Raw genomic sequence first — 21,232 nt, 5'->3', positions numbered from 1 at the left:
CTTGTTTCACATGCCGAAACTTTCAGGGTATTTGGCAAGGATTTTTGAGTCTCTATACAGCTGTATTCAACTAGTAGGGTGAATGCTTGGAAAATGATTGGATAAAGCTTGAGGGGGCTAGTAGGATGGTGATGAAGGATCCAACTCTGGGGGTATTGTTTGTAGATGGCGGGGAGGAGTCCCGGACACTTTTGTCAAGGTTGGGAGATATATCAGGAAAAATAAGGATTGTGGACGTCTCTAAGAACGGTCTTAGAGGTTGGCTGCTTATGGAGTACGGCACCACCGAGGTGCCTCTACTAGTCACCGAGAATTCTATCCTGAGTGGAGTAAAAAACATCATGGAGTTTCTAGAGAAACTCGCCCGCTAGATGATCAAAAAAGATATTTTTTACCCATTGTTACCTTTGTGTGTCAGTTCAGGATACCGTTATAGGCGCAATTCTCTGGATACTCCCAGCCTACGTCGCCAACGCTGCTCCCGTGCCCACAGTGTATTTTCTACGAAAACTCGGGGGAAAAACACACCCCCTTGATCTGGGGTTAAACTTTATCGACGGGAAAAGGGTTCTCGGCGACAATAAAACACTCGAGGGCTTTATAGGCGGACTGTCGGCAGGCTCACTTGTAGGAGCCGGGTTGCAACTTTGGGGGCTGCACAGCTTCCCATTGGCGTTGATCCTCTCCTTTGGCGCTCTAGCCGGGGATCTCGCAGGTGCATTCGTAAAGAGGAGACTTGGATTGAAGCCTGGAGACCCTGCACCGCTACTGGATCAGCTGGACTTTGTGCTGGGAGCTACAATACTATACCAGTTGTTTGCCCCAGTACGCCTGGAGTACTTCCTAATAGTCGTGATAATGACGCCACTCCTACATCTCGCCACGAACACTCTGGCATATCTCTTAGGCCTTAAATCCAATCCCTGGTGAATCACAAGCCGGGGACTATAAGTCCGAGCACTTCAGGGTTTTCCTCCTGAGAGATTCTAGGTAGGAGGCGGGAGGGGGGTCTGTCTCGTACAAAAGGTTTCTATATGCTTCAAGAGGAGTAAACTCGAAGCCCGCTATCTCGCTGTAAAGCTTGACCTCAGCGCCTGGAGCATACTCTTCTAGAACCCCCCTCCAATCCGGATCCCTGAGGATGTGATGTGAAAGCACGTTCACACGGTTGACCCTTAAAGCCTTAGAAAGGTTCTCGAGCCCCTTCTTCACCCTATTATCCCCGGACTCCCGCGTCAAGTACGTTGGGGGGCCGCCGATAACCGCTACCCTGAACCCCTCGCCTAGAAGGACCTGAAGTGCCTCGTCAGAGACAGGGCCTTGAACATCAGGCATAAACGCGAGAATCGGCTCCCCGGCGACGTAGAGCTTAAAGCAGAGCACCCACCCTAGCCGCTCGTCGCCGTGCATAGCTAGAAAACCAGATATTAATGTGTCACCTGCTTTGAAGCTGTTATTATCCAGGTACACGAGCCTTGCCCCGGCCTTTGACTCTTCTAGTGCTTTGACGAGGGCTCTTGCCCTCAGCTTCTGGCTGTGATTTATGTTGCTCTCCTGTGACTTGGCTAGAATTGTTTTACCGCTATACACTTCAAAGAATGTATCCCTTTCAGTACACTCGTATAGCGAGGCATACGGCGGCGTGAAATGATCCCGGTGATAATGTGAAATTGTGACAATCTCAGCCTTCTCCGCGAACTCAGCGACTCGTTCTCGATGCAAGTTCAGGGCTCGAAACTCCTCCGGGTGTGGGGGCAGGCCGTACCTGTGAGGCCCAAGGCTCACACCGGCATCGAAGAGTATACGGGTGTCAGGTGTCTCGACGAAGAGGCTCATCGACCTGACGCCGAGGCTCTCGTCTGCTATAGGTGTTATCGCCACGCTTGAGACTCTCAGCATCACCGCCACTTTGTTCTCGAGGAATTTGATCAACTTTTAGATATTTATCCCCTTTTCGCGGAGCGCCTCAAGGATAAGCTTGAACATTCCGGGCATTGCTTCGGGACCTGTACCCGTGACAATGTTCCCGTCCCTCACGAACGATGCGTCTACTAGAATCGCCCCCGCGTTCCTCAGATCATCATGTATCGAGAAAAACCCTGTAAGCCTTCTTCCTTTTGCTAGGCCTGCTGACACGAGAAGCCAGGGAGCATGACAAACCGCGGCGACAACGCCCCTTTCAGCTGTCTTTCTAACAAACTGGATTATCTCCTTGCTTCTCCTCAACCTGTCAGGAGCATAGCCTCCTGGAATCCAAACTACGAGATATTCCTCCTGTAACGCTGACCTTACGTCCTTTGTCGCCTTTAAGACTAGCCCGCTCTTCCCCTTGTACTCTTTGACCTCGGGGCCGACAACGTCCACCTGGAAGCCTAGCTCCTGAAGCCTGTATAAGGGATAAATGAGCTCGCGCTCGTCAAATAAATCTTCTATAAGAACCGCAACCTTCATCAACTCTAAGACCGCTCAGCAATTTTTATCCCTATCGTCTCTAAAGGCCAAGATTGCCTATACCCTTAACTCTTTGCTGCTCCTCGTACCTTCTCCAGAGCTCCTGCAGAGTCGTAACATCGTCTGGAGACTTATCCGGGCGCAAGCGTTTTATGCGTGCGAAGCGGAGGGCCAGGCCTGAGGCGTAGCGCGGACTCCTCTGTATCTCTGCGTAGTCCACCTCGACAACTATCTCGGGCCTAACGTGGACAACCCATCCCTCCTCTCTGACCTTTATCGCAAGCAGCTTCTTTGTTATTTCCTCGAACTCTGCGTCTGTTAAGCCCTTGAAGGTCTTCCCAACAATTGCGAACCCACCTGTTCTCTCGTCGCGGACAGCGAGATAGTAATCGCTCAGCCATCCACTACGCCTCCCGTGACCCCACTCTGCAGCCACGATTACGCAGTCGATGGTGTCAGTCTTCTTCAGCTTCAGCCACTTCCTACCCCTGTTCCCAGGCTCGTAAGCAGACTGGGGGTGCTTGCAGATGACGCCTTCGTGGCCTTCGTTCAGGGCTTCCTTGAAGAGTTTCTCGAGTTCTTCGGGGGTCCTAGCATATGTCTGCCTGGCTAGAAGCTCACCTTCCAGTTTTTCCTCTAGAATCCTTCTTCTATTCGTGTAAGGCTCGTCTATGAGCACTCTGCCGTCTATGTAGAGCAGGTCGAAGAAGTACACGTGAAGCGGTATCGTCTTTAGGAAGCTCCTCAACTCGCTCTTCCTCCTAAATCGCCTGGCGATGTCTTGGAAAGGTAGAGGCCTCCCGTTAACTATACCTACAGCCTCCCCGTCTAGCACCGCAGAGTCCGCCTTGAAGTATCCTTTCACCGTGTCGACTACCTCGGGCAGATAGTCTGTGATCCTGTTCATACGACGCGAGTATACCTCTACTTTGCCGTTTTTGACGTGAACCTGAACCCTCATGCCGTCGTATTTGTATTCGGCGGAAGTATAGCCCGAGTGCTCCTTCAGGATCTCCAGTGCGCTATAAGCCATGTCCGCGAGCATGGGCTTGACGGGCCTGAAGAGCTTAAGGGACACTTCCCTAACGTTGACTCCTTCGACGACCATCTGAGCGAGCTCGCTTATGTCGCCCACTAGCATGTAGGCCCGCCTTATCTCCTCTGGGCTATAGTCTCGAATCCTCGCGAGAGACTCAAGAACCACTCCCACGTTAGCCCCTATCCGAACCTCGCCGAAGATTATCCTTAACAGGTACTCTAACTCTTCACGGCTGAGTTGCGAGAAGAGCCCGCGTAGTAGGTTCATCTTCCTGTTTCGCGCGCCTTCACCTGTGACGCGTGAGATTTTATCAAGCGTTGAGTACACGTCCTTGAGCGTAGGCGAAGCCTGGATCAGATGCGTAATCCTTGTAGTCTCTAGTTGTTTGACTACGCTGGAGATCGTTGAGAATCCTATCCCGAGCTCACGCTCGTCCCCCTCCGGGAAAATCCTACCAGTCAGGAGTAAGACTGCGATCTTGGCATCCTCCGGGGTTAGCTTGCTGAGAAACGATGAGAGAATCTTCACCTTGTTTAACCGGCTGCTTGTGTTCTCAACCTCCTTAGCCACTTTCACGAGCTCGCTAAAGCTTACCGTGACACCCCCCTTTACTAAAAGATTAAGTGGGTGGTTAAATTTGCAATCAACGTTGCATCGAAACTAGACTGGGGAGACCTTTCTATTACAGGCAGAAGCCGTGCCTTGTAAGCTTATGCCCTAACGTTACCCTTGACTCGTCCTGGTGGGAGCCGCTAGGAAAGCATGAAGAGAAATTGTGTTGTTACTAGAACATGTCTAGGTGGGCCTGTAATTGTTTCCCCCAGGCACGTCTCAGCCGCTCAAGCAGTGTCTTAACACGATCTTCAGAGAACTCATTCTCATCCACTAGGAAATGCTCTAGTCCTTCATAGTCAGGCTCCCTGAACTCTAGCCTGTAAGTCTCGTAGACTATCGGTTTCATGAAGATGTTTAAGACGTCCTCATAGCCGGGTATGGATTTCTTAATGCTCTCGGGGAGTCTCTCAATGCTCCCATACGTCCTGATAAGCTTCAAGGCTTTTTTAGGGCCAACTCCCCTTACTCCCTCGTTATAGTCCGTGCCCACAAGGATTGCGACCTCTACAAGTTGGCGCCTACTGATCCCTAGCTTTTCCAGGACAACACTCATCTCTACAAGCTCTGGTTCAAGCCGTCTAGCCCGCTGCTTGCTTGGAAGCCACTCTGTCCCTGTTATAGTGACATAGCGTACTAGCCTCGGAGCGTTGTAGAGCAGCGCGTCCCAGTCCAAGGTAGCTACAGCCCAGGCGTCTCCGCGGGACACTATGTGTGCTGCCTGAGCCTCGGCATCATGCGGGGCCTCTATGACAGGCCACCCCATCAGGGCTATGAGCCTTTTAGAGCTCTCAATTATCCAATCGTCAACAGTCACTGCTACGACTGCTTTCGAGAATGCCTTCTCGTACTCTCCTAAGGAGATAAGCCTGTAGAACTCTTCTTCTGCTTTCTTTCTCATCTCCCTCCTTTTTTCGAGTTCACGTCTTTTGAGTGGATGGGGAGGCCCGTCGAAGACGAAGATGAAGCGGCACGAGTAGTCGATTGCCAGCCTTGAATAGCGGAATGCTAGGCCGACGAGGTGGGAGGTTATTTTCCCGTCACTTCTCCTTAGAGGTTCGCCTCTGGGGCCTCTTATGAGGGCTAGGAACTGATATATAGAGTTGAGGGCGTCGACTGCAAGGACTTTTCCAGCTAGACCCCTTAGGCCTATGCGTGTACGTGTGATTATCGGCGTGAGGTAAGTTCCCACAACGTTTTAAAGACTTAAGGGTTATAATTTTTGAATGATTGAAAACGCCTCACTCAGAGAGGTGGAGGAGCATATAAGAAGCGGGAAGGCAGTGGTGCTAGACTTCTACGCTGACTGGTGTATCCCTTGTAGGGCTATCGAGGAAATGCTTGAACAAGTTGCTAAGCACTTTAAGGACCGCGAAAAAGTCGTTTTCCTGAGGATAAACGTTGACCTAGAGAAAGAGGCGGCCGAGAGATTCGACGTCTACGGCTTACCCACGGTGATCGTGATACACAGGGGTGAAGAGGTTAAACGGTTCTCGGGCGTGCCGAGAAACTTCTCCGTAGAACTAGCAAAGACGCTGAAATCTCTCCACTAGTATTCAAATATATTATTTACCCTATGGGTTGAAACCCGGTTCGGGCCCGCTATCGGCTCGTTTTACTTTCAATGTCCCTGGTATGTCTTCTCCGCTTCTCATTCATCGAGGAGGCCTTCAATCCTGCTCCTGCGCTCTTCTAGCTCTCTGAGCATCGCGTCTATGCTGTCGAGTGTCTTCCTGTATTCTGGGAGGATGCCCGCGTAGATCCTTAGGGAGGCGATGCGTGTGCGTCGAATGTTCACCTCCTCGACCGCCTCCGTCAGGGCGTGGTACGCCCTTCCTGCATGGTCAACCTGCCAGGCCTTGATAGCCCCTCCACCGGCTTGCCCTGCGCGGCGAGCGCCGCTGAGAGAGTGGCTGCTAGGAGCGCTAGCCCTACGAATGCTAGCCTCATCGAGTAAATGAGAGAAAAAGCCAGTATTTATTTATCACTCAGCCCCTTAGGGCTGGAGCGATACCCGCACTTTGAGCTTAGCGCTGGCCACCCTAAAGAGGAGGTAGTTCTCCCTGGCCTGCGGGTCGGGGCCGACAGTGCTATACCCATCTCCCAGGCACCAGTACTCGGGCTTCTCGAGGACTCTGCCGTCCCTGGCGAGGGTCATCCTCACGTAGCTGGGGAAGGAGCTGCAGGTGCCCGCCCCCTTGTAGCGGAGGACGGGGTTGTTGCTGGTGACGACATAGACGTCGAGGTAGGGCTTAACGTAGCTATCCACGAGCCAAGCCTCCACGGTTACGAGGGACCAGTTCGGGGGCACCGCGATGTAGAGGTCGTTGCCGACTGGCTCGTCGATGAGCCAGGTGCCGTTGCCGAGGTACTCCACCTTCGCGGTCCACGGCCTCACGTCAAGCCACACGTGCCTCGGCACCGCCTCCGCCGGGATCTCCCTGCCGGCGTAGAGGACGCCTCCGGGGATGGGGCTGGGTATGCCGCCGACCACTTTCTGCACGATTGCCTCGAGCTCGATGTCGTAGACGGGGGTAATGGTGGTGTTAGCCGAGGCCGTGGAGTTGAGCACGCCCGTAGGCGCGTGCACCCTGACGGCCCAGCCGACGATGCAGGGCCTCGCCTCGGGGCTCGGGGGGCAGTAAGAGGTGACGTTCACGGGCTCGCCCGCTGTAGCCCCGATGACCTCCGAGCCGTTGACCACGCGCTCCCAGCTCTTCGAGGCCAGCTTCGCGGCGAGGCCCTTAGCGTCGACGCGGAGCACAACCTTCCTGGGCTCGAAGACTGCCCTGAGCTCAGTGTCCCCGCGCACCTCCACCGCGTAGACCGGAGGGCAGGAGGGGCAGCGCTCCACGGGCGTGCCGTTCACGTAGAGCCTAGCCTGAAGGAAAGGGCTCCAGGGCTCTAGGCTAGCGAGCAGGAGCACGCCCGGCTCGGCTTCCAGCTCCTTGGAGCCCGTGCCGTTCACGGCTAAGCTACCGTTCACGTAGAGCAACCCGTCACCAGCCACCACTAACACCACCCTCACCTTTACCCGCTCGAAGACAGCAGCGATGCTCGTGTTGCCCCTGATCCTTAGCCAGTCAGCCACCCCGGGCGAGCCGTTGACGAGGAGCTGCTTGAGCCTCCACCCGCTTGCAGGCCTGGCCTCCAAGCTGACGACACCGGGCCCCAGGAGCAGGGTGCTGTTCGAGACTGGCGTGCCGTTGAGGGCAAGGCTACCCTGCCCCAGCACGGTGGCCGAGACGAGGACCTGCCTGGGCGCCTCCACCCCACCGCCCTGCAGGCCGTGTTGCCCACCGCTCTGCCTCGACGGCGGGAAGACGAGCAACAAGGCGAGCACTGCCAGGACAGCCGCCACGAGGGCTGCCAGCCTCCAGCCCATCAACTGGAACACTCAAAGCGGTGAAAAAAGCTTTACTGCGGGCTTCACGACTCGAAGCGGTAGAGCCGCGCTGGGCAGGCCGAACAGCTGTGCTGGTCAGCAGGGGGAACGGGACACCGCCAGGCTACCAGCTGGCTAGCCTGGGCCGCCAGGGAACACGGCGTCAGGATCCACCGCGGCCTATACGTGTGAAAGAACTGCGGCCTCGAGATCAACGCGGACATAAACGCATGCTTGAACATCGCCCACAAGGCGGGATACACCCCGCCAACACCAAGCAAGATCGAAGCCTTCATACCGACACACCAAGGCGTAGTAGCCGCCACCGAGAAGAAAAAACACGGCCACCAGGCCAGAAACAATAACCCCTAAGAAGGGCAACCGGGAGCCGCCCCCCAGTGGCGCAGGGCGGCGGAATTTTCGACGCCAAGAATATCTACCTTAAAGCCTCGCTCGATCGATAAAGGAAAGAAAAACCTCTTAATAGCTAGTTGATCTCAGGGAACATATATCGCCGTAGCATAACCGTTGTTGAGCCAGATATGATTACCCTCCACTCTGTAGGGCTCAGTGTTGTAGAAGTACGCCCAATCCTGGAAAGTCGCGTAGCCTTTATTTGAAGCAATGGAGGCTAGGTCTTTCTCAGCGTACTCGCTGTAACCACTCCAAGTTTCTAGCGGATACTGGTCGTAGTGAGCCGTAGCCAGCACGTATTTGCCCCAGTAGCTATTATAGGCGTAGTCGGGAGGGTTAGGCGCATACACCCTCATGTGAAGGTAGACCCAGCTGTTCAGGTAGCTAGAAAATACAACACCCTTAGTGCCGCGATCCTCGTCCCATATCCAACCGCTTCCATCGTTCATATAGAAATACATTGGGTTAGCGAAAATTGTAACGCCCCAGTAGATGTTTTTGACCTTGTTTACATCCGCGTTCCCATAAAAGAGTAACCCTACAGGCCAGTCAACGTTCGTAGAAGATACGCTCGTGGAAGTAAAGTCGTAATTATAGAAACAGTCCTCTGCAACGCAGAGCGTGGTCAAGTTAGATGTGGATGCAGCCAGCGTCGTACGATAAACCAGAACGGAAAGTAAAATAATTCCTATAGCCAGGTATAGAGACAATGTCTTTACATTCATGACACTCACCTCTTGATGACGGGAGCCGTATACTTGTCTTCAACACTCATCGTCGCAAGGTTCACAGCTATAAAGTACTCGCCTTTCATGTCTTTCACGTAAAAGAAGGCAAGTCCCGTTGGATACTTGTCAGTGTAGAAAACACCGTTGAAGACTATTGACTGAGCCGTGGGGACACGATTAGCTACAACTTGTCTAGCTTTTTCCAGTCCAGGCAATAATGGCTCGCTGTACTGCGGTGGTATGGTCATCCCCGGAGAAATCGCCTCCACTTTTCTCCCACGGAGGTCGACTAAGACGTGCAAGCTACCGATCCATAATGCCGCGCGATAACTCTTACCATCGAAGTCCGAGAAGGAGCCTTCAACCCATACCGGCTCGTTAAGCCTTATAAGTAGAGCCGCCCCTACGAGCTCTCCGTTCTGTGTCCATGAACCCGCTTCAACAAGTGACCAGTTATTACCACTTAAAATTTTGGCGAGGAGGGGGTGCTGGAATACCACGCTAAGGGCAGCTTTCTTCTCGTCCTCGCTGAGTCCTGTGACGGGTGGAGACGTGGTAGTTACTTGAGGGGCGGGAGGGTTAGGCGGACCTAATTTTGCAGCAATCATAACGGCGAGAATCGCTATAATTATGGACATTAACAGCCCTAAGGGCAATCGCATTTTCTCAAAAATAACAAAACTGATGAATATAAACGTGTTGTTCTAAGGGGGAAGAGCCTATGTAGATATAGATCAAGACAATACAGAGTTGGCTTTAAACACTATCATTTGGTTAGCCGAGAAGCTGGTGAAGATCCTTTAAGAGCCCCTTTCTTTCAAGCCTTTGGATCTCGGTCCCTGTATATCTGTAAAGTATGTCGCCCTTGTCTGGCTGAAAGTCCCAGGGAGCGACTAGGACGAGGTCTCCCACCTTCATCCACATGCGCTTTTTGAGCTTTCCAGGGATCCTGCAAAGCCTGATTTTCCCATCGCTGCAGAAGACTCTGGCTCTGTCGAAGCCCAGGAGCTGTTGTATGACGCATAGGAGGGTTGTCTGGCCATCGGGGAGGGGTATTTCGGATTCTTCTGTCTCTTCGGGTTCTTTGGGATTTTTACTCATACGTGGGTGAAGCTCGTATAAACTTATAAAGGTTTAGGTTTTTCTGCAATCCCCGAGAGGAGAAGTGAAAGTGAACTGGCTTTAGGATTGCTGGGCACTTGCCTGGCTCCCCTCGATGATTACAAGGTTGATCTGAACCACGTCGTCTGTGATCGTGTTCCCCCTAACGTACCTGCGCCTTCTTTCCCCTTTCTCCTTAGGCTTATAGCCTGGAGGACCGGATAACAGGAAGTATCCTTTCCTGGCTCCGGGTATGTCTGGTCTCATGGGCTCGCCTGCCCTGCCGGATCCTCCGCGTATTTGGAGCTTGACTCCAGGCCTGCCTATAAGCCCTCCATCAATGATGTCTCCGATCTTGTAGCCTATTAGTCTTGAAGCTTGATCTCCTTTGAGCTCAATCTGTTCAGCTTTTCCCGTTGTGGGGTCAGAGATTACGAGCTTGAACTCCGGCATATCGAACTCAGACCTACGTGAGCATTATATGATATAAAGATTTTTCGCGGGAGCCGGCAACCAGTGACGCAGGACGGTTTACATTCAATAAAGGGTTCTGAAAGAATTATGCTTCGGATTTCTCTTGATCAAGAGGAGTCTCCTCTAGGCTCATCCAATTTAACAATGGGCTTCTTTCGACTATTTTCCCCTGCTTAACTGCATCCATTAGAAAGAAGTGGATTTGCGAGCTCCTGTAGTACTCTGCAATATGCTTCTTCTCCTGTTTCAGTTCCGTGTAAGCAACCTCTAAGGTTGTACCTAGTGTGCCTTAGCCGCTTCTCATTCCTCTAGGAGGCCTTCAATCCTGCTTCGGAGTTCTTCCAGCTCCCTGAGCATCGCGTCAATATCGTTGAGTGTCTTCCTGTATTCTGGGAGGATGCCCGCGTAGGCCCTGAGGGAACCCTCGCCCTTCAGGGCGGGGAGGAGGTCAGGCAGAGTGGTAACAACTATTTATCCGTGTTTGCGATAAGGATAATTGTGTCAGATAAGCCTCCCAGCGACTTGGTTAAGGTTAATTTCAGGATTAAAGAGCGCGAGTACCTTGAGATGAAAAGGCTAGTAGCGTCCAAGAAGTACTCTTCGATCTCTGAGCTTGTCAGGCACGCTATCGAGTTACTTCTTGAGGAGTACACTGGAAAGGTATAAGGTAAATTTTCTCTCCAAAGAGAAGTATCTTAACCTTTTCTGATACCGGGAACATCGTAAGTGCCTCCGCTTTCTCTAGGTATACCTCGAAGGTCTCGTATGTTCTCAGGTTTAATACCTGGAGAAAATTCCCACTCTTAGAAAGAACCAGGCCCTCGGCCAGATCTTCTTCGCTGGCAACTACGTTCATCTTTGAGGTTACCTCACGGGTGAGGTTTAATCGAACCTTCGTGTATCGCTGCAGGTTCAAGAGCTCTACATACCGCTGCGATAAGGCTGAGACATAATATAACTCCTGGTCCAATTTTACTACATCTCCGGGAACGAAGCCTGGGAGCAGCAGCCTTATAGTCCTCTTGTACTTCTCGCGACCACTCCCATCTACACCGATAAGCTTGCTTGTCTCGAGAACCTCAACGTACATCCTCCTGGACAGGGCCTCGGCGACCTTTCTGGCAGCGGGATACCCGGAGAAGTATATGTCGAGACCCTCAGGTTTTTGCTGAACCTCCACGGGAACCGCTGAAGGGTCGCGTGTTGAAAGCTCGGTAAGGGTATCCTCGATGATCTTGGAAATTTCCTTAAGCCGTTTCTCGCCTAGTCTCTGGTCGCGTGCCCTAATCTGTATTAAGGCGTGCTTCCTTCTTGAGACTTGTCCGAGGCATGCCTCGCAGACGGTCTTCCTAGTCAACACCTTCATCACATGCTCCTCCACGTAGTCGCTTCGAAGCTCGTTTGACGCTCTACCTTTAGCCTTAATAATTATTAGGGAAAGGTCCTCCGAGACTTTTATGTCAACTTCTCGAAGGAGCCCACGTACCCGTGCTATCTTTGAGATGTTCTTCTCGAGATCCTCCTCCAGATCCTCTCGCGAGGAGAGCCACTTGTCCTTCCTTATACTAAGCGAGCCACAAATCCTGCACACATGTAGCTCGACATGATCAGACTTCAACTCGAGTAAGGGGTGCTCTTTCCTATAGCAGTCCTCGCATAGACCCTCAACTAGCTTATCCGTCTCCCTGCCACAGGCTGGACATATGAGCAGCCTCTGCATCACAACCCGTCACATCGACTCGAACGGCATCTTAAAAATTTGCACATGGGGTATACCGGCTACCTCGACGCTGGCCTCGCGCACAGTTGGAAAAATCTTGACAAGCTTCTCGACACATGTTCTGCCAAAAGCCGTTATGCTGTCTGCACGTGACAATACTCTTTCTAGCTCGGGGGAATCCACGTCAAGCAGCAAGCCCCCGAAAAACTCATGGGTAAGCCTTACTTTTATCTTTCCCTGGGAGAACTCCCTCCCAAGCAACTCCTCATCACACATGGCCACCATGGTGTACTGGCTGGTCTCGTGAACCTTGACGGATACCCGGGCCACCGTTGATATACCTCAGATTCTTTACCTTTTACCACGGATAAAAAACTTGCCTCCCAACCTGCAAAAGCCTTTTGAGCGTGAAGCGAGCATGAAAAGTGGATGATGAGGGTTGGTATTAACGACCGGTGAGTTGTGATACCAGGACTGACAGTTCTAAGCCCTCAAAATATTGGCGAGTTTGTCTTTTACAACTATGCCCTTGCCATTCTGGATGTCAAAGACGTATATATCGGGGGGCACAGGCCTCCACCGCATCTTGCGGACGAAGAGTGTACGGTAAAAGGTGTTCTTGACTCTCTCGAGTCCAAGCACGAAGACTCCTGCAGCTAGGAACTCCTCTACGCCGAAGCGGCTTAGTGCGGTGCTTCCTGTCGGTATCTCTGATACGATGATGTTTGTCGTTCCTATCCTCTTCTCAAGGTTTATTATAAGGTTTTTAATATACTCGCGAGTCCAAGCGACATCACCCTCATTCACCATAAGGGGGGCTATAGGGTCTATTACCAGCCTTTTCGCCTCAATCTTCCTCGTCTCTTCCAGTATACCATAGACTATTGAGTCCACGACAGTGTTTGCGGGCTTGTTCTTGAGCCTCTCGACGAAGTCGGGCATGAGGGTTAACACGTTCAGCATCCCCTGGCTTATTAGGGATTCCACGTCCCAGCCGAAGTCGTTAGCACCCCTCACAAAGTCGTCGTAGTCCTCGTCTACAAGCACGTATATGCCGGGTTCCCCCATCCTGATACCTTGTATAAGGAACGTCAACGAGAATAACGTTTTTCCTGTTCCCGTCTCTCCTGTAACGAGATAAGACCTGCCTCGAAGCAACCCCCCTATTCTCTCGTCAAGTCCCTCTATGCCCGTCTTGACCAGGTCGTATCCCCGTCTCTCACCGCCTACAAGTGCCTTTTCCTCGTGGACCAGCTGCTCATCCGGAGTAGCCTCCGACGGGGGCTGCGCGTCTTCAACAGGTATATTGGTGGGGGAAGGCATGTTTTTGTCGAAACGCTTACGCCCAAGCATATGTTCTTAACCTGGACCAGCTAAATAAGTGAATCGCATGGGATTTGTAGAGATAAACGCCATCGTCAAGAGGCCCAGGAGCGGGACATTGAGAGTTGCACTGCTATACCCTTCGCTTTACCTAGTGGCGGCTGACTCGTTGAGCTATCAAATGCTCTACTACTATCTAAACCAGCAGGATGATGTTCATGCCGAGCGCTTTGTCCTCGATACTGATGGATCTCCTAGGGTTGAAAGCCTGGAAACAGGCTCCCACCTACGCCAGTTTGACCTCATAGTCGTCTCGGTGCACTACGAGCTAGACCTTGTCAATATTTTACGCTTCCTCATAGCAGCCGGGATACCGCCGAGATCAAGGGATCGGGTGGCTCCCATAATAATTGCTGGGGGACCACCTGTTATAGCTAATCCCGTGCCACTCTCTGAGTATATAGATGTACTAGCGGTGGGCGAGATAGAGGAGATAATGCCGTTTTTCCTCGAGAAAGTAAGAGAGAACGGTTTAGACAAAGACCAACTACTGGATGCCCTCCCCGCCTCCAAGGGGTTCTACGTGCCGCATCATAATAATGGAGAACCCGTAGACTTCATTTTCCCGAAAAGCCTCCCACGAGAATTCCACCCAGCTGCTCAGTTCCAGCCGCTGGAGTATAAAGGGTGGAGGCGCAGGACAGCTGTAGAGACTTCACGGGGGTGTTACAGGAGCTGCAGGTTCTGCTTGGAGGGCAGGATATTCAACGTCATGCGCGAGAGGCCTCTGAAGGATGTCATCGAGATCGCCTTAGAGGGAAGTAGCTCAAACAAGACGCGGCTAGTAAAGCTTGTAAGCCTCTCCTATTTCGATCACAGTAAGGCCAAGGAGATCTTGGAGAGGTTGATCGAGGAGGACTTCATGTTTTCAACACCGAGTTTTCGCGCAGAGACACTCGACGAGGACAAGCTCGAGCTTGTCAAGCAGGGCGGGCAGAAGACGCTAGTCATGGCTCCCGAGACGGGATCCAAGAGGCTTGCCCTTGCTATAGGTAAGTACCTAAGCCTCGACAGAGCACTCGAGGTTGCGGCCATCGCCAAAAGGCACGGCTTTAAGAGCCTTAAACTCTACCTGATGGTGGGGATTCCGGGAGAGACTATTGAGGACCTTGTAGAGACAGTGAAGTATATCGAAAGGATTTCACAGGAGTCCGGCTTCAGAGGGGAGAGAGAGCTTAAGCTAACGGTGAGCCCGTTTGTGCCGAAGCCACACACCCCCCTTCAAGACGCGGCATTCATAGGGCTTAGAGAGGCTAGGAGGAGAATCGATTTCCTGCAGAGAAGCCTTGGGGCAATAGCTAGTATCAGGGAGTATGATCCCAGGCTTGCAGCAATACAAACGGTGATAGCCAGGGGCGATGCAGAGGTGGGCAGACTGCTACTGGAGTGGGCTTTCCTCGGAGGTGGTTTAGGGGCGTGGCGTAGAGCAGCACATAATGTTGGATTGAATGTTAAGAGGTACCTTGGCGTTCTAAGTCAGCCCCACCCGTGGGACTTTATACGCCTGAGTCCACGCGCTTTACGGCTTAAGGCGGGCTAGCCTGGGCTGAATACACTCCCTAAGCCTCTTAGCATGTTCTCGCCTCGTGTAAACCCTTACAGGAGAATATGCAAAGTCCTTGAGAGCCTTTAACAGGCTTCCGTTGACGTTCATGATGCTCTCGAGTCTGTCCCCGCGTATGATCAGCAGGCTGTCCGGATCCTTTACAGGGATGAGCTTTGGGATGTGCACGATAACCCATTCTTGAGGAATACCGCACTCGGCTGAGGCTTCCAGAAGCTCGCCAGTAACGTCTTGATGTGAACTTGACGGAAGATGAACTTCGGCGACAAGGACTGGGATCTCTCCGTGTAAAAACATGCGGGAGGCCTCGCCCAGCCACCCTCCCCGCCTTGAGAGGCCCTTGATCTTTTCGAGTAAGAAGCAGTCGTCGAAGAAGCACCATTCCCCGCTAGCAATGATCTCGGATGGGGGTTCTAATAAGTTCTCTTCAATCATGTTGTTGTAAATTTTAGCGAGGAGGGCTTCTAAGGCTGTAACATGCTTGTGGTAGTAAACTCGTCTGAAAAGCTCGAGCCTAGTAATGATGAGCGCCTCTACGGCGACTTCTGAGCCTTCGCTGAAGGCCATCACCCATCTGCTGCCCAACTTCACAAGCCGAGCGTGTCTGATAACCCTCTCTAGGTCAACCCCCTTGTAGGGCAGGCCTAAATGGTGTGCATCACGTATAAGATAGTCTAACCTGTCAGCATCAACCTCGCCTGAAATGATAGGGCTTAGCTCGTGTCGTCCCTTTAGAACATCTATGATGGTTTCAAGGTAACTTGCAAGGTCATCCGCGAGATACTGTTTGATAATCTTGATCCCGAGAGCCTCGTGGTCGCCGGGTAAAGCATGTGAGAAGGGCAGGTGGCCAACATCGTGTAGAAGCCCTGCTAGCCGGATCACCCGTCTCTCCTCTTGCTCCGGCTCGCTAACCGCGCCAGAGTACAGCTTATCTGCCAGAAGCATTGTTCCCAGGGAGTGGGCATAACGGGTGTGAGTAGCGGAGGGGTACACATTGTAAGCAGGGCCAAGCTGTAGTACGTGGCGGAGACGGGTTAAGGCGCAGTTTTCGAGAACTTCCACCTCTGTCTGGTAGAGGTCTATGAAGCCATGTATCTCGTCGAAAATCTCCTTAACGGGTCGCATCGGTTCCAATAGCTTTAGCGTGGACAGGCAATAAAAAAGTGTTCGCCAGTTAACCTTTGTTAAGTCATGAGGCAGACCCATGACGATGGTGAGCGTGGGCGCTCTCTTTTGCAGTGGGACCCGCAAATAATAAAAACCCTGACTTCTCTTTATTTCTCGAGAGCCGGGGTGGCCGAGAGGTCAAGAGGCTTTAGGCCTGATACGCGTCGGGCTGCAGTGGTACCTAGCCGGTGAAACCCGATCTTTCCCGGGTTCAAGTCCCGGCCCCGGCTCTAAGGCATTATTTCATGCGAATTAACGATAATCCTGTTATATTGTATAATAATGATGTTTTATTCAAAAATATTGTCGATATTTTTCATCATAACATTATTTTATTCAAGTAAAACAAAAAACTTTATAGTCGCCAAGCGTTCTAGTTGTGGAAGCTGCACGCGTATTCCGCCAGCAGAGAGCACCTCGAGCTTAAGACGGTGTACCGTCTGCAGCGGTGAAAAGGTGTGTTAACTGGCGGGTACAGCGTGCAGTTTTAGGCTCATCATGGATGGTGGTGTAACATGGGTGGTTTACCCGTTTCAGCAAAGTATGTAGTGAAGGCTAGGATAACAGTGTCTGGGATAGTTGAAAAGCACGACATAATAGGTGCTATCTTTGGGCAGAGCGAGGGAATTCTGGGACGTGAACTTGACCTGCGAGAGCTTCAGAAAGTCGGGAGGATCGGCAGGATCGAGGTTGCTACTCGGGAGAGCGACGGGAAGCTTATAGCAGAGGTGGAGATCCCCTCCAACCTTGACATGGCCGAGACTGCTATTATAGCGGCTACGATAGAGACCATTGACAAGGTCGGGCCTTACAACGCCTCAGCCGAGATTATAGCGATCGAGGATGTAAGGGCTGAGAAGAGGAGGAAGATTATAGAGAGGGCTGTTGAACTATACCGGAAGCTTGCGGAGACTGTTCCAGAATCAAGGGAGCTTGTCGAGGAGGTCCTCGAGAAAGTCAGGACAGCAGAGCTCGTCGAGTGGGGTGAAAGCAAACTTCCCGCTGGCCCTGATGTTGACACGTCTGACACGCTTATACTGGTCGAGGGGCGCGCAGACGTAATCAACCTATTAAAGCATGGCTATAGGAACGTGATCGCTATAGGCGGTGCAATGATTCCTAGGGGGCTGAAAGAGCTCTGTAAAGGTAAGAAGGAAGTCATTCTCTTTGTCGACGGCGACAGGGGTGGCGAACTGATAGCCCGGAACGTCTTAAACGTTTTAGACGTTGACTATATTGCTAGGGCGCCTCCAGGCAGGGAGGTCGAGGAACTCACAGGCAAGGAGATAGCTAGAGCGCTCCAAAACAAGATACCCGCGGGAGCCTTCCTCGAGTCGATTGAGAAAGAGAAGAAACAGCAGAAAGAGGTCAAGGCTGAGGTAGTAATACCCCCCTCAAAACTGATAAAGTTTTCACGCAATAATCCGAGCGTGGTACAGGAGGTTGCTTTGCCGAGCCAAGTCATTGAGAAGATAGAGCAGCTCAAGGGGACTCTCGAGGCCGTAATATATGATTCCGATTGGCGGGAGATTGCACACGTACCTGTCAAGGAGCTCGTAGATAGGCTCAAGGAGCTCGACGGAGTTGCCCACGTCGTTCTGGACGGTATAATAACTCAGAGGCTTGTGGACACTGCTTTCGCGAAAAATATCAAGACCTTAATCGGGGTAAGGGTGGGCGAAATAATCCGGAAGCCGGAAGATCTTGTCATTACAACGTTCCAGAACGTAAAACCCCTCGAGAACCCTCAGACTACACAGGGAGGAGAAAATCAACAGGACGAACAACAGCAATAACTTCAAGAACCCTCTCAATAACAAGAGTAGGAGTCAAACAGGCTTCAACAACACCTTGCTTTTACAGGACAGTATTTATTTTAAGGCTCCATGGAGGTGCATCTCATCACTTCGTCAGTCCAGGTCAATGATGTCATCGCCACCTAACACTACGCGTTCAAAGATAAAATCCTTACCACCTATCACCGTGCTCCCTGACGGGCCTGGAAAACAAAAATAATATATTCCATGCTTGTGTCCACGGCTTAGGTGGTTGCATGCCGCGAATGCTGACCTGCAGCTTTTGCAAGAAGCCTATAAAGCCGGGAGAAGGCTTGATGTACGTGCGAATAGACGGCACCGTTGAGCGGTATTGCTCCTCTAAGTGTTTCAAGAGCGCGTTGAAGCTCCACAGGAATCCTAGGAGGACAAAATGGGTCGTAAAAAAGAACGCCTAGCCGCGTAAAATCAATGCGTTAAGACTATATTGTTGCGCGGTTTTGTTTTCCGTTGTGACTATTCATGGGGATGCAGACTACTGGCCAGCAGGACACTTATATTAGAGCTCCTATCGTAGTCGTTCTAGGTCACGTCGACGCCGGGAAGACTACGCTTCTAGACAAGATCAGGGGGACGGCTGTAGCCAAGCGCGAGCCTGGCACCATGACGCAACACATTGGTGCTTCCTTCCTACCATGGAAAGCCTTGGAGGAGATATCGGGGCCGCTTCTAAGCCAGATTAAAGTCGAGATAAAGATCCCTGGTTTCCTCGTCATCGATACCCCTGGACATGAAGCTTTTTCAAACCTGAGAGTTAGGGGTGGCAGTATTGCCGACATCGCCATCCTAGTAGTGGATGTACAAAGGGGCCTCGAGCAGCAGACCTTCGAGGCTATAGATATTCTAAGGAGTAAGAGGGTTCCATTTATCGTCGCGGTAAACAAGATAGATAAAATACCGGGCTGGAAGAGCTTCCCAAACAAGCCTTTTGTCGAGTCAGTTAAAATGCAGGACGAGGCTACCGTTTTAAAGCTGGAAGAGCTCCTGTCATATATTATTGAGCAGTTTAACTCGCTAGGATTCCGCGCTGACCGCTATGACAGGATAAAGGACTTTACCAGGGTTCTTGCGCTTGTACCTGTAAGCGCGCTTACAGGAGAAGGTATGCCTGACCTCCTATTAGTCCTTGCAGGCCTGTCACAAAGATTCCTTTTGAAGCGGCTTGTCGCTCGTGTAGCTCCCGCCCGTGGGGTAGTACTGGAGCTAAAAGAGGAGGTGGGTTTTGGAACTACTGCAACTGTAATCGTGTACGACGGTGTCTTGAAGAAGGGGGATCTGATCGTTGTGGGTGGAATCGAGAAGCCTATCACGACACGCGTGAGACTACTCTTAATGCCTAAACCCCTCGACGAAATGCGTTCACCCGAGGATCGGTTCATAGAGATTGACAGGATATCCGCAGCGGCGGGCGTGAAAGTCATAGCTGATGGGCTTGAAGGCAGTATTCCAGGAGCCCCCTTAATAGTAGCAGCCAGCGAGGATGAAATTAGCAGAATACTCGAAGAAGTCCAGGCCGAGGTTCAAGCGACACGGTTCCAGAGCGACATTGCCGGTGTAGTGGTTAAGGCTGATACTCTGGGGACACTTGAGGCCCTGGTGGGATACCTCAAGAAGAACAATCTCCCTGTACGACTAGCAGATGTAGGCCCTGTTGTTAGACGTGATGTTTTCGAGGCGAGCCTGGTAAAGAACATTGACGCAAAGTATGCAGCAATATTAGCTTTTAACGTCAAGGTGACGCCTGAAGCAAGGGAGGAGGCTGCCCAGAAGGGAGTACAGATATTCACGGAGCGAATACTCTACAGGCTAGTCGAGAACTTCCTTAAATGGTTCGAGGAGCAGAGAGCATTAGAGAGGAGGAGGATATTCGAGAAGGTCACGCCACCAGCTGTTGTGCAGATACTTCCCGGATATGTTTTCAGGCGTCGAGACCCGATCATTGTGGGAGTACGCGTCGTATGCGGTAGGCTCCGCCCAGGGATTAAGCTGATCACGGGGGATGGAAAAGAAATAGGGGATATCATGCAGATACGAGAGCATGAAAACGTGCTTGAAACCGCCGAGGAGGGCTCGGAGGTCGCCATTTCTATTAGAAGCAAGGCGATTGTCGGCAGGCAGGTTGAGGAGGGCGACTACCTGTACTCAGATGTCCCCCTGGAGGAGATAAACCTGCTTCTAGAAAAATACGGTGATGAGCTTACAGAGAAGGAGAAGGAGTACCTTAGAAAACTCCTGAGGTTTAGACTGAAGTTCTCTAACAGGATAGAGTACCCGTAGATAGTACTCTTTTTCTCAACTAGTGAAAAGTGTCGAGAATAACCTTAACTATCTGATCTCATCTAATAGTTTCATGTGGAACGATTCAAAGGTAAGGTCGCCATAGTAACGGGGGGAGCGAGAGGCATAGGAGCCGCTATAACACACAGGCTCGGGAGCGAGGGGGCCCAGGTAGCGATCTTCGACATTGATGCAGAGGCAGGAAAGAGGAGACTCACCGAGTTAAGAGAGCGGGGAGTCGATGCAATCCTAGTACAGGGCGATGTTTCGAGAGAGGGGGACGTCAAGCGATGTGTCTCTCAAGTTGTGGAGACCTTCGGCAAAATCAACGTCCTAGTTAACAACGCGGGTATTGGATTCTCGGGCAAGCCGATATTCGAACAAAGCCTCGAGGAATGGAATAGGGTTATCTCAGTGAACCTCACGGGGCCTTATCTCTTCGCCAAGCACGCCGCGGAGGTCATGGTAAAGAGCGGGGGAGGAGTAATAGTCAACATCGCGAGTACCCGTGCACTGCAGTCTGAGCCTAACACGGAGCCGTACTCGGCGTCTAAAGGCGGGCTTCTGGCGTTGACTCACTCGCTTGCCGTTAGTCTGGCACCGTACAGGATAAGGGTCATAGCCGTGTCTCCTGGGTGGATCGACACCGCAGGGCGGGTCGTGCCTCCCCATAAGTCACAGTTGACGACACTGGATCACGAGCAACATCCAGCGGGTAGGGTTGGGACGCCAGAGGACGTTGCCGCTCTCGTAGCATTCCTTGCGTCCGATGAAGCCGGTTTCATCACGGGCACGAACGTCATTATAGACGGGGGAATGACTGTGAAGATGCTGTACCTCGACGATAAAATCGTGGCTGATAGTCTTTTCCATCTGACAGGTGACAGGGAGTTTTCGGAGCTTGTGAGAAAAGCTGTCTTAGCAGGCTCCCTAGAAAGAGTTAAGAAGGTTCTTAAAAGCGCACTGGAGGAAGGTTTTTGAGGCTCTTTCACGTGGAGAAAACAAGCTATGATGAAAAAACGCCTTCAGAGTAGTGAAGAAGAGGAGTACCTCTGAGCCCGAACCTGGGGGACTTAGAG

Annotated in this window: 24 protein-coding genes, 1 tRNA gene and 1 pseudogene; 11 read left to right on the top strand and 15 right to left on the bottom strand. The window is 51.9% G+C overall.

Annotated features, from left to right (window positions below; all coding sequences use genetic code 11):
- The first annotated feature begins 86 nt into the window (after positions 1-86).
- Both MA03_RS07870 and MA03_RS07865 read left to right on the top strand, forming a co-directional pair.
- The gene (locus MA03_RS07870) at positions 87-371 is read left to right on the top strand and encodes a hypothetical protein (RefSeq protein ID WP_191118556.1); all 285 of its coding nucleotides are present in this window, start codon (positions 87-89) and stop codon (positions 369-371) included.
- 40 nt (positions 372-411) lie between these two features.
- On the top strand, positions 412-930 hold the full coding sequence (locus tag MA03_RS07865) for a CDP-2,3-bis-(O-geranylgeranyl)-sn-glycerol synthase (RefSeq protein WP_191118555.1): 519 nt from the start codon (positions 412-414) through the stop codon (positions 928-930).
- 15 nt (positions 931-945) lie between these two features.
- Here MA03_RS07865 and MA03_RS07860 read toward each other — a convergent pair whose 3' ends face one another.
- From MA03_RS07860 to fen, 4 genes and pseudogenes are all read right to left on the bottom strand, one after another.
- The gene (locus MA03_RS07860) at positions 946-1,932 is read right to left on the bottom strand and encodes an MBL fold metallo-hydrolase (protein ID WP_052884718.1); all 987 of its coding nucleotides are present in this window, start codon (positions 1,930-1,932) and stop codon (positions 946-948) included.
- Positions 1,933-1,935: 3 nt separating this feature from the next.
- Complete coding sequence (locus MA03_RS07855; protein WP_236944876.1) at positions 1,936-2,451, bottom strand: type 1 glutamine amidotransferase domain-containing protein; 516 nt, start codon at positions 2,449-2,451, stop codon at positions 1,936-1,938.
- 40 nt (positions 2,452-2,491) lie between these two features.
- Positions 2,492-4,069: pseudogene (locus MA03_RS07850) on the bottom strand (ATP-dependent DNA ligase); the annotation flags it as partial.
- A gap of 205 nt (positions 4,070-4,274) precedes the next feature.
- Complete coding sequence (gene fen, locus MA03_RS07845) at positions 4,275-5,294, bottom strand: flap endonuclease-1 (protein WP_052884715.1); 1,020 nt, start codon at positions 5,292-5,294, stop codon at positions 4,275-4,277.
- Positions 5,295-5,328: 34 nt separating this feature from the next.
- On the opposite strand from fen, the gene MA03_RS07840 reads away from it, so the two are divergent.
- Positions 5,329-5,655, top strand: a complete 327-nt coding sequence (locus MA03_RS07840; RefSeq protein WP_052884714.1) for a thioredoxin family protein — start codon at positions 5,329-5,331, stop codon at positions 5,653-5,655.
- A 98-nt stretch (positions 5,656-5,753) separates the two neighbouring features.
- On the opposite strand, the gene MA03_RS08860 is transcribed toward MA03_RS07840, so the two are convergent.
- Genes MA03_RS08860 through MA03_RS07835 form a run of 3 tightly spaced genes read right to left on the bottom strand, consistent with a single transcriptional unit; the run spans position 5,754 to position 7,256 of the window.
- Entirely contained in the window at positions 5,754-5,900 is a 147-nt protein-coding gene (locus tag MA03_RS08860; RefSeq protein WP_191118552.1) for a hypothetical protein, read from the bottom strand.
- 17 nt (positions 5,901-5,917) lie between these two features.
- Complete coding sequence (locus MA03_RS09035) at positions 5,918-6,052, bottom strand: hypothetical protein (protein WP_257719664.1); 135 nt, start codon at positions 6,050-6,052, stop codon at positions 5,918-5,920.
- Between the two features lie 46 nt (positions 6,053-6,098).
- Complete coding sequence (locus tag MA03_RS07835; protein WP_191118551.1) at positions 6,099-7,256, bottom strand: hypothetical protein; 1,158 nt, start codon at positions 7,254-7,256, stop codon at positions 6,099-6,101.
- Between the two features lie 28 nt (positions 7,257-7,284).
- Here MA03_RS07835 and MA03_RS08855 point away from each other — a divergent pair, with 28 nt between their 5' ends.
- A complete protein-coding gene (locus tag MA03_RS08855) occupies positions 7,285-7,626 on the top strand; it encodes a hypothetical protein (RefSeq protein WP_191118550.1) in 342 nt (113 codons plus the stop codon).
- Between the two features lie 358 nt (positions 7,627-7,984).
- Here MA03_RS08855 and MA03_RS07830 read toward each other — a convergent pair whose 3' ends face one another.
- The 4 genes from MA03_RS07830 to MA03_RS07815 form a co-directional block, all read right to left on the bottom strand.
- Positions 7,985-8,626 (bottom strand): hypothetical protein, encoded by a 642-nt coding sequence (locus MA03_RS07830; RefSeq protein WP_236944875.1) that lies wholly within the window; start codon positions 8,624-8,626, stop codon positions 7,985-7,987.
- A gap of 5 nt (positions 8,627-8,631) precedes the next feature.
- The gene (locus MA03_RS07825) at positions 8,632-9,285 is read right to left on the bottom strand and encodes a hypothetical protein (protein ID WP_219731635.1); all 654 of its coding nucleotides are present in this window, start codon (positions 9,283-9,285) and stop codon (positions 8,632-8,634) included.
- Between the two features lie 118 nt (positions 9,286-9,403).
- Positions 9,404-9,730: a translation initiation factor aIF-1A gene (locus tag MA03_RS07820; RefSeq protein WP_052884711.1), complete on the bottom strand. Its 327-nt coding sequence runs from the start codon at positions 9,728-9,730 to the stop codon at positions 9,404-9,406.
- A gap of 81 nt (positions 9,731-9,811) precedes the next feature.
- Positions 9,812-10,183, bottom strand: a complete 372-nt coding sequence (locus tag MA03_RS07815; RefSeq protein ID WP_052884710.1) for a 30S ribosomal protein S6e — start codon at positions 10,181-10,183, stop codon at positions 9,812-9,814.
- 519 nt (positions 10,184-10,702) lie between these two features.
- Between MA03_RS07815 and MA03_RS08850 the strand changes: the two genes are divergently transcribed.
- Positions 10,703-10,870, top strand: a complete 168-nt coding sequence (locus MA03_RS08850) for a ribbon-helix-helix domain-containing protein (RefSeq protein WP_191118549.1) — start codon at positions 10,703-10,705, stop codon at positions 10,868-10,870.
- Here MA03_RS08850 and MA03_RS07810 read toward each other — a convergent pair.
- From MA03_RS07810 to MA03_RS07800, 3 genes are all read right to left on the bottom strand, one after another.
- Positions 10,830-11,924, bottom strand: coding sequence for an NMD3-related protein (locus MA03_RS07810; protein ID WP_052884709.1), 1,095 nt, complete (start codon positions 11,922-11,924; stop codon positions 10,830-10,832). The two genes, MA03_RS08850 and MA03_RS07810, sit on opposite strands and share 41 nt — an antisense overlap.
- 9 nt (positions 11,925-11,933) lie before the next feature.
- Positions 11,934-12,254 carry a DUF424 domain-containing protein gene (locus MA03_RS07805; RefSeq protein WP_052884708.1) on the bottom strand — a complete coding sequence of 107 codons (321 nt, stop codon included), beginning with the start codon at positions 12,252-12,254 and terminating at the stop codon, positions 11,934-11,936.
- Between the two features lie 153 nt (positions 12,255-12,407).
- Positions 12,408-13,277 carry an ATPase domain-containing protein gene (locus tag MA03_RS07800; protein ID WP_236944874.1) on the bottom strand — a complete coding sequence of 290 codons (870 nt, stop codon included), beginning with the start codon at positions 13,275-13,277 and terminating at the stop codon, positions 12,408-12,410.
- A 37-nt stretch (positions 13,278-13,314) separates the two neighbouring features.
- On the opposite strand from MA03_RS07800, the gene MA03_RS07795 reads away from it, so the two are divergent.
- The gene (locus MA03_RS07795; RefSeq protein WP_052884707.1) at positions 13,315-14,847 is read left to right on the top strand and encodes a radical SAM protein; all 1,533 of its coding nucleotides are present in this window, start codon (positions 13,315-13,317) and stop codon (positions 14,845-14,847) included.
- Here the strand turns inward: MA03_RS07795 and MA03_RS07790 are convergent.
- Positions 14,827-15,999, bottom strand: a complete 1,173-nt coding sequence (locus tag MA03_RS07790) for an HD domain-containing protein (RefSeq protein WP_052884706.1) — start codon at positions 15,997-15,999, stop codon at positions 14,827-14,829. The genes MA03_RS07795 and MA03_RS07790 overlap by 21 nt on opposite strands.
- Before the next feature lie 162 nt (positions 16,000-16,161).
- Here MA03_RS07790 and MA03_RS08845 point away from each other — a divergent pair.
- The 5 genes from MA03_RS08845 (at position 16,162) to MA03_RS07775 (ending at position 21,134) form a co-directional block, all read left to right on the top strand.
- Positions 16,162-16,271: transfer RNA gene (locus MA03_RS08845), tRNA-Cys, on the top strand.
- A 285-nt stretch (positions 16,272-16,556) separates the two neighbouring features.
- A complete protein-coding gene (dnaG, locus tag MA03_RS07785) occupies positions 16,557-17,837 on the top strand; it encodes a DNA primase DnaG (RefSeq protein WP_052884705.1) in 1,281 nt (426 codons plus the stop codon).
- A 257-nt stretch (positions 17,838-18,094) separates the two neighbouring features.
- Positions 18,095-18,274, top strand: coding sequence for a 50S ribosomal protein L24e (locus MA03_RS08840; protein ID WP_191118548.1), 180 nt, complete (start codon positions 18,095-18,097; stop codon positions 18,272-18,274).
- A gap of 64 nt (positions 18,275-18,338) precedes the next feature.
- Positions 18,339-20,153 carry a translation initiation factor IF-2 gene (gene infB / locus MA03_RS07780; protein WP_052884704.1) on the top strand — a complete coding sequence of 605 codons (1,815 nt, stop codon included), beginning with the start codon at positions 18,339-18,341 and terminating at the stop codon, positions 20,151-20,153.
- Positions 20,154-20,228: 75 nt separating this feature from the next.
- Positions 20,229-21,134: an SDR family oxidoreductase gene (locus MA03_RS07775; protein ID WP_052884703.1), complete on the top strand. Its 906-nt coding sequence runs from the start codon at positions 20,229-20,231 to the stop codon at positions 21,132-21,134.
- The last annotated feature ends 98 nt before the right edge of the window (positions 21,135-21,232 follow it).

This window comes from Thermofilum uzonense (assembly GCF_000993805.1).
Taxonomy (GTDB): Archaea; Thermoproteota; Thermoprotei; order Thermofilales; family Thermofilaceae; genus Thermofilum; species Thermofilum uzonense.
This window is presented reverse-complemented; position numbering and strand designations above follow the sequence as displayed.